Genomic DNA, 12,727 nt, shown 5'->3' on the forward strand with positions numbered 1-12,727 from the left:
CGTGCTGTATTCTCGGCTCCCCTTGTCAGGGGAGCTGGCAGCCGAAGGCTGACTGAGGGGTAGTCATACGGCCGAGGCTCAGGCCGCGACCGGGACCTTGCTGTCCTGGTAGGCCTTGACGGCGGCGACGGCCTGTTCGACGACTTCGTCGATGGTGCCGTCGACGGGGACGACGACGCCGTTCTCGTCCGGTCCGAGCGGCTGCAGGTCGGCGAACTGGCTGGCGAGCAGCGACGGCGGCATGAAGTGGTCCTTGCGGGCGGACAGGCGGCTGTAGATCAGCTCCTCGGAACCGGCGAGGTGCACGAAGAACACGTCCACGTTCTCGCCGAGCAGGTCGCGGTAGGCGCGCTTCAGGGCAGAGCTGGAGACGACGGTGTTCTGGTCGAGCGCCTCGCGGGCGACCATCCACGTGTTGATGACGCGCAGCCAGGGCCAGCGGTCCTCGTCGGTCAGCGGGTGGCCGGCGCTCATCTTGTCGATGTTGGCCTGCGGGTGGAAGTCATCGCCTTCGGCCATGGTGTAGCCCAGTCGGTCGCGGATTGCTTCCGCCACGGTGGATTTGCCACATCCGGCGACGCCCATCACGACGACATGAATACTCATTGGTGAATCTCCTTTGGTTCCGTCGGTCAACTACCTCGTTGATTTGTTGATATGACTATACGATGATTTAATCGTACTTGTCAAGTCAAAAGTACTACTTTTTCGGAAATCGTTCGATTTTTCCGCGGATTAGTATGATGAGACGAGTCAAGGAGGGCATCATGGGCGACGACACCACCGGACCGAAGCCAGCATCACAGGCGAAGGCATCGGCGCAGGCGAAGCCGAATCTGGACACCCCGAGCGAACTGCTGCATCAGGCCATCACCGACGAACTCGCCGTCGACATCCTCGACGGACGCTGGAACCCCGGCGAACCGCTCACGTTGGAAGCCATCCAGGACCGTTTCTCCACGTCACGCACCGTCGCGCGCGAAGTCGCGAAATACCTCGAATCGATGAACGCCGTGACCGTGCGCCGCCGCGTCGGCCTCGTGCCGAGGCCGGTCGCGGAATGGGCGGCGCTCAACACGCAGGTCATCCGCTGGAAACTCATGTCGTCGCGGCGCAAGGAGCAGCTGCGCACGCTCACCGAGCTGCGTCTCGCCGTCGAACCGGCGGCGGCCGCCGCGGCCGCACGCAACGCGACGATGGAGGCGAAGGCGATGTTCCCCGTGATGGCGGGCGAACTGCGCAGGACCGGCGAGACCGGCGACCTCGCCGACTTCCACGAGCTCGACGTGCGTTTCCATTCGGCGCTGCTGCTCAACAGCGGCAACGAACTGTTCGCCGGCATGGCGGACATCATCGGCATCGTACTCAGGGGACGCGTCGAACTGCACATGTACCCGCAACGGCCGGAACCGGCGGCGCTCGACGCGCACGACGCGGTCGCCGAGGCGGTGTGGCGCGGCGACCCGGACCGTGCGCGCGAGGCGATGCACGCGATCGTCGACGAGGTCGTCGAGGCGCTCGACCTGACGTGAACTGACGTGAGCGCGGCGGACGGCGCGGACGCGTCCAGACTCCCACATGTCCACCTGATGGCGAATATCATCCCAACCTCTTGAGCGTTTCTCGATTTCGCACCTACAATCGGAACCGTCTATTGATGGTCCAACCCAAAGGGGAGTTTCACTATGCTCACGAACGAGTACGTCAAGCGCGTCTATGCGCAGGTCGAGAAGCGCGACGGCGACCAGCCGGAGTTCCTGCAGGCCGTGCAGGAGGTCTTCGAAAGCCTGCAGCCGGTCGTCGAGAAGCATCCGGAATACGAGAAGGCGGGCGTGCTCGAGCGCATCGTCGAGCCGGAGCGCGTGGTCAAGTTCCGCGTCGCCTGGACGGACGACGAAGGCAAGGTGCAGGTCAACCGCGGCTACCGCGTCCAGTTCAACTCCGCGATCGGCCCGTACAAGGGCGGCCTGCGCTTCCACCCGACCGTGAACGAGGGCGTCATCAAGTTCCTCGGCTTCGAGCAGATCCTCAAGAACTCGCTGACCACGCTGCCGATGGGCGGCGGCAAGGGCGGCTCCGACTTCGACCCGAAGGGCAAGTCCGACGCCGAGGTCATGCGCTTCTGCCAGGCGTTCATGACCGAGCTGTGCCGGCACATCGGCCAGTTCACCGACGTGCCGGCCGGCGACATCAACGTGGGCGCGCGCGAGATCGGCTACCTGTTCGGCCAGTACAAGCGCATCCGCGGTGAGTACTCCGGCGTGCTCACCGGCAAGGGCCTGGAGTTCGGCGGCTCGCTCGCCCGCACCGAGGCCACCGGCTACGGCGTCTGCTACTACACCGCCGAGGCGCTGCGCGTGCTGCGCGGCGATTCGTTCGAAGGCAAGACCGTCGTGATCTCCGGTTCCGGCAACGTCGCGATCTACGCGACCGAGAAGGCCGAGCAGCTGGGCGCGAAGGTCGTCACCGTGTCCGACTCCAACGGCTACGTCTACGATCCGGAAGGCATCAAGGTGGACGTCGTCAAGCAGATCAAGGAGGTCGAGCGCGGCCGCATCAAGGAGTACGCGGAGCGCGTGCCGGGCGCCGAATACCATGAGGGATGCTCGGGCGTGTGGACCGTGCCGTGCGACATCGCGCTGCCGTGCGCCACGCAGAACGAGATCGACGAGAAGTCGGCCGAGGCGCTGGTCGCCGGCGGCTGCAAGGTCGTGTGCGAGGGCGCGAACATGCCGTCCACGCCGGAGGCCATCGCCGTGTACCAGAAGAACGGCCTGCTGTACGGCCCGGCCAAGGCCGCGAACGCGGGCGGCGTGGCCGTCTCCGGCCTGGAGATGAGCCAGAACAGCTACCGTCTGAGCTGGACCTTCGACGAGGTGGACGCGAAGCTCAAGTCCATCATGGAGTCGATCGTCGCCGAGTCGCTGAAGGCGGCCAAGGAGTACGGCCACGAGGGCGATCTGATGCTCGGCGCGAACGCCGCCGGCTTCGTCAAGGTCGCCAACGCCATGGTCGCCCAGGGCGTCCTGTGACCCGCTAGGGACCCGCTGAGGGACCCGCCGAGGAACCCGCGGTACGGTTCGGTGAGCCCGCTCCCCGACCATCACGGTTCCCGCCCCAACACACACGGTTCCCTCCTTGGTTTGCCACGCTTTCCCGCGGCAAACCAAGGAGGGAACCGTTACTTATAAGGACCGAACCGTTACCTTTCCGGACCGAACCGCGCCCCTCACAGACCGAGCCGCGCACAATATGGGCTCTTCGTATTTTGGTGTGTATGGGCCGTGCGGTTGGATTTTCATTTCCCTCCCGCTGGCGGGAGGTGGCGCGCAGCGCCGGAGGGTGGCCGCGGGCGGGCAGACGCCGGGATTCCACTCCCTCCCCGAGGGGGGTGTCGCCGCCTCCGCCACCGGCAGGACGACACACATCGATATATGCGCCCCGATGCCAGACACAGCCAGCAATCCCGAAGATAAGCGGCCTCGTCCGGGATTCCTGACGCCGGGCTTTCTCCCCCAGCGTCCCGGTTTCGGGAAATGAGCGGCTTCGTCCGGATTTTGGGATGCTGAGCCCTTTTCAGCGTCACATATCCCGGAGATGAGCGGCTTCATCCGGAATCCGGGATGCTGAGTCCTTCTCAGCGTCCCGGATTCGGGAGAACGGCCCCACCGTCCGGGATTTCTGACGCTAGGGAGGAGCGGCCGGACGGGGAGCGGCCTCCCGGGGTGATGCGGACAGCCTGTCTTCGGGCCTGGGGATGTCCCTGTGCTCCACAACGCTGTGCGGGGATGGTGTTGTGGAGCGCTGGTGCGCCACAACTTGGTCGTGGGAGGCGGTTCGCGGGAATTGTGGCGCGATTTGGGGGTCCGTCTGCTCCACAACGCGCGGTGGGAGCGATACCGGCGGCTGTTGTGGAGCGGGCCCGCTCCACAACGGGGGCGGGAGCCGGGATTCCGGGGAGTCGTGGCGCACTTTATGGGCCGGGAACACTGGAAACAGGGGTTTTCGCGGGGGTCGCGGCGGGAGGCTGCTCCACAACAGGCTCTCCGGCACGTGTTGTGGAGCAGCCCCGTCCGGGACGCGGGACACGGGACGCGGGACACGGGACGCGGGACATAGGACACGGGGCATAGGACACGGGGCATAGGACACGGGGCATAGGACACGGGGCATAGGACACGGGGCATAGGACACGGGACGTAGGACACGGGACACGGGACGCGAAGTATGGGCATAGGGTGTGGGAGCGGGGTATGGGGAGCCGCGCACCGCACGCGCCCGCCGCCCGCATCCCGAAACGGCCGGCCCATGTCTAAACAACCAGCCACTGAACGACCAACTGGCCCACGTCTGAAAACAGCCGACCCCGCGCCCGAAACGGCCAGCCTCATGCTGGCCGACGCATCGGATTCCAATCCACGACCACCCTCCGGCGCCACGCGCCACCTCCCGCCAGCGGGAGGGGAATAACGATCACCCCGCAGTACAATATGCACTTCGCATCAACTTCGTACTTACTTACCACCGATACGAAGCTGATACGAAGTTCTGGTATGTGCGTACGAAGTCAGTAACGGGCCGGTTCCATCATATAGGGACCGACCCGTTACCTTCCCGGACCGAACCGCGTCTACAGCAGCTCCAGGGTCACGTCGAGCTTGAGCGGCCGATCCGCCGGCACCTGGAACTCGTCGTGCACGGGCGCACCCCACGTGTCGTCACCGCCGACACCCATCTGGGCGGCGAGCAGACGCAAGTAGATGTTGCGCACCGGCGGCAGCTCGTCGGGGTGCATGGCCTCCTCGAGCATCAGCGAGCTGTACGGCAGCAGGCTCACCGCGAACGGCGAGGCGTCAGCACCGCAACCACACCCGCACCCGCGCACGTCACCCGCCGAAACGCGCATGCCGTGCCCGTATTCATCGGTGATCTCCGCCCAACGCACGCCCTCATGGTTGCCGGTCTCCTGCGGCACGAGGTAGGGCGCGCAATCCTCCTCGGCCGTGCGCGAGAACACGCCGAGCTTCGCGCCGTGCAGTCGGTCGGCGTAGGTCTCCTCGGGTCCGAGTCCGTAGAAGCGCAGGCGATCGTACTGCGCGGGCAGCTTCCATTCGAGTCCGAACGCGGGCAGCGTGGCCGCACCGGCCTCGCCCGGGTACTCCACCGTCAGATGCACACGCAGCGACGCGTCCACGTCGTAGCGCACGACGACCGGCGTGTGCGCGGCGTCGGCAAGTTCGTAGTCGTAGCGCGCGGTCAGGCCGTGACCGTCGGCCGTCGGCTCCACCGACGTGCCGGTCACGCGCGCGTACCGGCCCGCCGCGAACCACTGCGCGCGGTCGAATCCGGAGCCGTTGCCGCGGTCGTTGTCGACGAGCGCGCGGAACGTCGTGAGGTTCGGCCGGCGGATGACCATCTCACGTCCGTCGCGACGGAACGACACGATGCCGCCCTGCGTCTTCGACAGGATGATCTCGTCGCGGTCGTCGTGGATTCCCGCGTTGAAGCCGTCGGCGGCGACAGTCGCGCGCGTCGCGGCGACGTCGCACGCGCGACCGCCCGCCGCACCGGCACCGTCGCCGTCCACAGACACGACGGCCGTGTGCTGGCCGAACGTGAGCTCGTACCCGGCCGGCGCCCAGTCGGTGGCGACGGCGAGACGCTGGTCGACCTCATATGTGACCTCGTGACGGCCGCCGACCGCGCAACCGCAATCGCAATCGCCGCCCGCCGTCACGTCCACCAGATCGGTGACGGACGGGAACCCGACCGCCTCGCGGCGCGTCTCGCCGGCCGGCACGTCGAAGCGGTAGTCGGCGTGCCAGCGTTCGACGCCGTCGACGAGCACGCGCGCGGTGAACACATAACCGGCGGTGGACACGAACAGGTTGTCGTTCGTGACCGTCACGCCGTGCGCGTCCGGCACGAGCCTGACGTTCGCGTAGCACTGCTTGACTTCGGCGGCCTTGGGGGAGGGGGTGCGGTCGGCGAACACGATGCCGTCGCCGCTGAACTCGTAGTCGTTCGGACGATCGTCGAAGTCGCCGCCGTAGGCGAGGCGCTCGGTGCCGTCTGGGAGCCTCTGGACGAGCGCCTGGTCGACGAAGTCCCAGATGAATCCGCCCTGATACTTCGGGTGCTTCTCGAGCGCCGTGTACAGGTGCAGGCCGCCGGTGGAGTTGCCCATCGAATGGCTGTATTCGCAGGAGATGTACGGCTTGGCGTCGTCTCCGAGGTATAGTTCCTCGATCTCGGCGGGCTTCGCGTACATGCGGCTCATCACGTCGGAGACGTCGTTGTATTCCTGCTGCCAGAACACGCCCTCGTAGTGGACCGGGCGATGCGGGTCGTTCGCATGCACGAAGTCGCACATGGAACGGAACACGTCGCCACCGAACGACTCGTTGCCGAGCGACCAGATGACGACGCTCGGATGGTTGTAGTCGCGGCGCATCATGCTGCGCGTGCGGTCGACGCACGCCCCGCGCCATTCGTCGCGGCTCGCGGGCACGGCGAGGTCGGGCGTGAGCACGTCGCCGGGGGAGGTCCAGCTGCCGTGCGTCTCGAGGTTCGTCTCGTCGATCACGTAGATGCCGTATTCGTCGCACAGTTCGTACCAGCGGCTCTCGTTCGGGTAGTGCGAGGTGCGCACGGCGTTGATGTTGTGGCGCTTGAAGAAGCGGATGTCGGCGATCATGTCCGATTCGGGCACGGTGCGGCCGGTGCGGGCATCGAATTCGTGACGGTTGACACCCTTGAACACGATGCGCTTGCCATTGAGCTTCATCAGTCCGTCCTCGATGGCGAAACGACGGAAGCCGATGCGCTGCGGGACGGCTTCGACGAGCGCGCCGTCCGCGCCGGCGACGACGAGTTCCAGCGTGTAGAGGGCGGGATCCTCGGCGCTCCACGGATTCACCTGGCCGACGTTCGCGTGCCACGTGACCGTGCCCTGCGCGGCGGCGGGGGCGGTCACGTCGGCGACGGTCTTCGTCTCGCCCCACACGACTGTGCCGGCCGCGTCGCGCAGCGCGAGGTCGATGGTCGCGCCGGCCGCGCCGGAGACACCATCCATGATGCCGGCCGCGCCGGAGAGGCCGTCCACCGTCGCGACGACGTCGAGCACGCCCTCGCCGGTCGAGGCGTCGTAGTCGGCGTCAACCTTGAGGTCAGCGACGTGGACGCGCGGATGCGCGGCAAGTTCGACACTGCGGAAGATGCCGTGCAGACGCCAGAAGTCCTGGTCTTCCAGCCAGCTCGCGGACGTGAACTCGAAGCAGGCGACGGCGAGCGTGTTCGCGCCTTCGCGGATGATTCCGGTGACGTCGAACTCGCTGGGGGTGAAGGAGTCCTCGGCGTAGCCGACGAACGTGCCGTTGAGCCACACGGCGATCGCGGTGGCGGCGCCGTGGAAGGTGAGGGTGACGGTGCGTCCGTCGCGGATCGCGGCGGCGGTCTTCGGAGCGGTGGCGAACGCGCGGCGGTACAGGGCGACGTGGTTGTGTTCGGGGATGCCGGGCGCAACCGGGGCCTCATGGCCGGACCACGGGTACTGCTGGTTCACGTACTGGTGCTTGAGGAATCCCTTGACTTCGAGCGCGGAGGGCACGTCGATGGGGGAGAATGCGGAGTCGTCGTAGGCGGGCTGGGCGAAGGCGGCTTCGGCGAGCGTGCTCTTGCCGTAGTCGGCGAGGTCCACGAGTTCGACCTTCCACGTGCCGTCGAGGCTCTGCTTGAGGTCGGACGCCTCACCCGCGGCCGGGACGTGGTCGTAGGCGCGGTGGCTGGAGTGGGCGGCGAGGCGGTTGACGGCGAACGTGCGCGGGTCGGTGAGCCATGCCGGATCGAAGCGGTCGGCGGCGACCGGTTGCGCGGATGATTGCCCGCCTGTCCATCCGGCTGTGGTGAGACTGGTCATAATCATTGCCTTTCTGCTGGTCCCGATGGTGCGCCGATGCTTGATTGTTGTGCACCACGACTTCGTGATTTCCCACCGGGATAAATCGTTTACTAAATTTACCGTCGCCAATACGATAACGCAACCACGACACGCGCCCACTCCGACGGCAGGGCATTTCAATCGCCGCACTGCCACCAACGCAACATCACACACGACGCCGCACACCGCACCGCCGACACCGCCTTCCAACAGCACATCGGCAGCACACCAACACACTCGCGACACGCCTTACCGACAGCCGTTTTTATAACGATATTTAGTTACGATTTTACTTATTTTAAGTAATGCGATACACTCAATCGCACCTGTCCGGACAACAACGTCCGGGCGGCTTCACCGTCGAAAGAAGGCACAGGATGTCCGCCACGCCCACGGAACCCACGCATACGCCACCAACCCAGCAATCCGATCCGCAACGACCGGCAGCACCGCACCCGAACCAATCCGCCGCGACCACCGCGACCACCGCGGCCACCGCGCCGACGATCCACAAAGGGCGTCTCGCCGCCTACGCGTTCGGCAACTTCGGCCAAGCGCTCTTCTACAACGCGCTGAGCACCTACTTCGTAGTCTACGCGACCACGTCGCTGTTCGCCGGCATCGACAAGGCCCTCGCGGCTAAGCTCATCGGCGTCATCACCTCGCTCGTGATGATCATCCGCATCGCCGAAATCTTCATCGACCCGCTGCTCGGCAACCTCGTCGACAACACCACCACGCGAATCGGCCGCTTCCGCCCATGGCAGTTCATCGGCGGCACCGTCTCCGCCATCCTGCTGCTCATCATCTTCACCGGCATGTTCGGCCTGGTGAACGTCAACACCACCGCGTTCATCATCACGTTCGTCATCGTGTTCATCGTGCTCGACGTGTTCTACTCGCTGCGCGACATCTCCTATTGGGGCATGGTGCCGGCCATCTCCTCCGACTCGCACGAACGCTCCGTCTACACCGCCGCCGGCACGCTGTTCGGCTCGCTCGGCTACAACGGCCTGACCATCGCCGTCATCCCGATCACCACGATGTTCGCGATGGACCACACCACGCAGACGCAGGGCGGTTGGACCGCGTTCGGCGTCATCGTCGCGCTCATCGGCATTCTCACCTGCTGGACCGTCGGCTTCGGCGTCAAGGAGAACGACAGCGCGCTGCGCAGGAAAGCCGAGGCGAACGGCAACCCGCTGCAGGCGTTCAAGGCGCTCGGACGCAACGACCAGCTGATGTGGACCGCCCTCGCCTACCTGTTCTACTCGTTCGCGAACGTGGCCACCGGCGGCGTGATGGTGTACCTGTTCAAATACGTCGTCAACCGTTCCGACCTGTTCTCGATCACCGGCATCATCCCGTTCGTGGCGGGCATCCTGCTCGCGCCGCTGTTCCCGGTCGTCACGCGCCGCATCCCACGCAAGGCCGTGTTCCTCACGGGCATCGCGATGATGGGATGCGCCTACGTGCTGTTCATCATCGCACCGACCAACATCACGGTCGTCATCACCGCGCTGGTGCTCTTCTACGCGCCGCAGACGCTCATCCAGATGACCGGCATCCTGTGCCTTGAAGACTCCGTCGAATACGGGCAGCTCAAGACCGGCCGCCGCAACGAGGCCGTGACACTCTCCGTGCGCCCGATGCTCGACAAGATCGCCGGCGCGTTGTCCAACGGATTCGTCGGCTTCGTAGCCGTCGCCGCCGGCATGATCGGCACGGCCACGGCCGGCGACATGACCCCGGCGAACATCGCCACATTCAAGGGGTTCGCGTTCTACATGCCGCTCGCGTTCATCGTGATCAGCTTCCTCACGTTCCTGTTCGGCGTGAAGCTCAGCGAGAAGGCGCATGCCCGCATCGTGCGCCAACTCGAAGCCGGCATGGGCGGCGACGGCGAGCCGGAATACGGCAAGGAGATCGCCAAGGCCGCGCTGCTCGGCTAGCGAGGTACCTACTGTCACGACAGCGTGACGGCTCCTCGACAGGCACGGTTCCCTCCTTGATGCGCACGGTTCCCTCCTCGGTTTGTTACGGTTTTCCGTTGCAGATCAGGGAGGGAACCATGACAACCGATGAGCCCGGTGCGCCCGCGCGCGACGTCGTGCGATATGATGGAATTAGTAAACGAATTTACCTGTGATTCCGCAAGGGAGCGTACTGAACAACCATCATGGTCACGATCAAGGAGATAGCGAAGCAGGCCAGCTTCTCGCCGGCGACGGTCTCCCGTCTGCTCAACGGCGACCCGACATTCTCCGTCAAGGAGGAGACCCGCCGACGAATCCTCGAGGTGAGCGAGCGCCTCGGCTACGACATGCAGGATCGCCGCGGAGGCATGCCGGCGCTGCGCGACGTGGCCGTGCTGTCCTCGCTCGCCGACGACGAAGAACTGCAGAACGCCTACTTCGCCGAACTGCGCGACGCGCTCCTCACCGCCGCCGAACAGCGCCGCGTCACGCTCACATTCCGTTCCGACATCGACCGACTCATCGAAGAGGCGGACCAGTACGACGGATTCATCTCCATCGGACCGGAGATCCACGCCGCCGAAAGCCTCTCCCGCTTGCACGACGCATTGCCGCACGGCGTGTTCATCGACGTGAATCCGGCCCCGAACCTGTTCGATTCGGTACAGCCCGATCTCGCGCAGACCGTGCTCGACGCAATCACCGAGGCGCGCCGGCGCGGCATGACGCGCATCGGATTCATCGGCGGCGATGGCTATTCGATGGGCGACTACGAGTACCCGGAAGACAGCCGTTCGATGGCCTACCGCAACTGGTGCGAACGGCTCGGACTCGACACGACCGGATTGTATTTCGTGGGCGGCAAGACCAGCGTGGACACCGGACGCGAGCTCGGCCGCCGAGTCGTCGCGCAGATCGGAGATCAGCCCGGCGAACTGGCCGCCAATCTGCCCGACTGCTTCATCGTGAGCGCCGACCCGATCACCGTGGGCGTGCTCCAGGAGTTCACGCAGGCCGGCATCGTCGTACCGCGCGACGTGGAACTCATCTCCATCAACAACCAGTCAATCGCCCGCTACACGTCACCGCCATTGACCACCTATGCCATCGACCTCAAGGCCATGGCGCACACCGCGCTCAGCCAACTCGTCGAATCGGTGAGCTACGGCGGCGACACCAAGCGCCACACGTTCCTCTCCACCAGGCTCGTGGTCCGGGGCAGCTTCACCCCGGCAGGAGAGTAGGCGAAGGCGAGCGGCAGCGGGCAACCATGCGGCCAGCCACAGGCTGCCCTCAGTTGCGGACGAGGTGTCAGGGAACCCACCCCCTCAGTCGGCTTCGCCGACAGCTCCCCCTAAAAGGGGAGCCATACCCCCTCAGCCGGCTCCGCCGACAGCTCCCCCTAGAAGGGGGAGCAGGAAAATCGCATGCGTCACAGATGCACTCCTTCTTCTTGCTCCCCCTTTTAGGGGGAGCTGTCCGGCTTCGCCGGACTGAGGGGGTTCCGGTCTTTGCACGGCTTTCCCCAACTCTCAGCTTCGTCAAGCGCGCCGCCACCGCCTTGGTCACGAAGTGGCCGCCCTGGCGCGGGAGGCATCCCGCTCGCCCGGGATGAAATCCCAAGGCATGCGGCGCGCGACCACACCGAATGCGAACAGCGCGATGAAGCCGATCACGGCGATGCGCAGCGGGCCGTCGGCCGCGGCGGACACCGCGGACGACACGACGCCCGCAGACCCCGAACCGGCCGCCCCTGAATCGACCACGCCGGTCCCGGCGTCCGCCGATCCGGCCGCAACAAACCCGGTGATCGCCATGACCGTCAGCACGCCGAGCACCACCGTGCGCACCGCATAGAACGCCACGCGAAGGCCGCCATGCCGCGGCACCGTCTCGATGGTCATATGCGTGAACATGCCGCCGAGCGTGGCTCCGCGGTGCGCGAGCGGCACGAGCAGCTCGAACACGAGGAACGCCATCGCCGCCGCGGTCGGCGCGATCGCGTTCATCCAGCCGATTCCCACCGTGATGCGCCCGCCGAACAGCGCGAAATCGCCGTTCGCGAGCGGCGTGGCGAGCGCGTGGAACAGCAGCACGACGGCCATCGTGAGCGGGAAGTACGCGGCCACAACGAGCATCATGTCGATGACGAACGTGACGGCGCGGTGCAGCGCTCCCGGCCGCGTATTCACCTCGTCGCGGCCCGGAAGCGCGGTGGCCGGCACCCATGCGCCGAACAGTTTCGCGATGCCGAGGCCGACAATCGCGCCGAGCGTGTTCGTCATCAGATCGTTGACGTCGAACTGGCGGTAGGCGCACGGGTAGAGTCCCCAGAATCCGGTGAGCTGCGATGATTCGATGAACAGCGACATGGCGAACCCGCCGCCGACCACCGCCCACCAGCGCCAGCGCAGCCAGCGGGCGAGCACGAAACCGAGCGGCACGAAGAACACGACGTTCATCACGAGCTGGAGCAGCCCGTACAGGCCCCCGTACTGGAGGTCCTCGAGGAATCGCAGCGGGTTGAGCTGCGGCGCGTAGTCGCCCACGTGCGCCGCGCAGAAGGCGTCCGGATCGTCGGGCATCGGGTAGAGCGTGAACGCGATAAGACCGGTGAAGTACAGCACGCTCAGATAGGACGCGCCGACCGACAGCGCGCGCAGGCGATGGTATCGGTGGTAGAGGCCGGCGAGAATCGGCAAGGTGAGTACAAGCGCGACCAGCGGCCACAGTAGCAGCGCGATTGCGAACGACGTGGAGAAATAACCCAAATAGCCAAGCATCGCGCCCCACTATAGCGGTTCCGCTTCCT

7 protein-coding genes are annotated in these 12,727 nt (G+C 65.7%); 4 read left to right on the forward strand and 3 right to left on the reverse strand.

Annotated elements, in window-relative coordinates:
* Positions 1–78: 78 nt before the first annotated feature.
* Complete coding sequence (locus AC1AYN_RS05870; RefSeq protein WP_476532536.1) at positions 79–606, reverse strand: gluconokinase; 528 nt, start codon at positions 604–606, stop codon at positions 79–81.
* 161 nt (positions 607–767) lie between these two features.
* Between AC1AYN_RS05870 and AC1AYN_RS05875 the strand changes: the two genes are divergently transcribed.
* A complete protein-coding gene (locus AC1AYN_RS05875) occupies positions 768–1,532 on the forward strand; it encodes a FadR/GntR family transcriptional regulator (RefSeq protein ID WP_476532537.1) in 765 nt (254 codons plus the stop codon).
* A gap of 153 nt (positions 1,533–1,685) precedes the next feature.
* Complete coding sequence (gene gdhA, locus AC1AYN_RS05880; RefSeq protein ID WP_476532538.1) at positions 1,686–3,032, forward strand: NADP-specific glutamate dehydrogenase; 1,347 nt, start codon at positions 1,686–1,688, stop codon at positions 3,030–3,032.
* A gap of 1,598 nt (positions 3,033–4,630) precedes the next feature.
* Here the strand turns inward: gdhA and lacZ are convergent.
* On the reverse strand, positions 4,631–7,918 hold the full coding sequence (gene lacZ / locus AC1AYN_RS05885; RefSeq protein WP_476532539.1) for a beta-galactosidase, LacZ type: 3,288 nt from the start codon (positions 7,916–7,918) through the stop codon (positions 4,631–4,633).
* A 398-nt stretch (positions 7,919–8,316) separates the two neighbouring features.
* Here lacZ and AC1AYN_RS05890 point away from each other — a divergent pair, with 398 nt between their 5' ends.
* Positions 8,317–9,891 (forward strand): glycoside-pentoside-hexuronide (GPH):cation symporter, encoded by a 1,575-nt coding sequence (locus tag AC1AYN_RS05890; protein WP_476532540.1) that lies wholly within the window; start codon positions 8,317–8,319, stop codon positions 9,889–9,891.
* 227 nt (positions 9,892–10,118) lie between these two features.
* A complete protein-coding gene (locus tag AC1AYN_RS05895) occupies positions 10,119–11,159 on the forward strand; it encodes a LacI family DNA-binding transcriptional regulator (protein WP_476532541.1) in 1,041 nt (346 codons plus the stop codon).
* 321 nt (positions 11,160–11,480) lie between these two features.
* On the opposite strand, the gene AC1AYN_RS05900 is transcribed toward AC1AYN_RS05895, so the two are convergent.
* On the reverse strand, positions 11,481–12,698 hold the full coding sequence (locus AC1AYN_RS05900; protein ID WP_476532542.1) for a VanZ family protein: 1,218 nt from the start codon (positions 12,696–12,698) through the stop codon (positions 11,481–11,483).
* Positions 12,699–12,727: the final 29 nt, after the last annotated feature.

Source organism: Bifidobacterium sp. LH_413 (assembly GCF_056357015.1).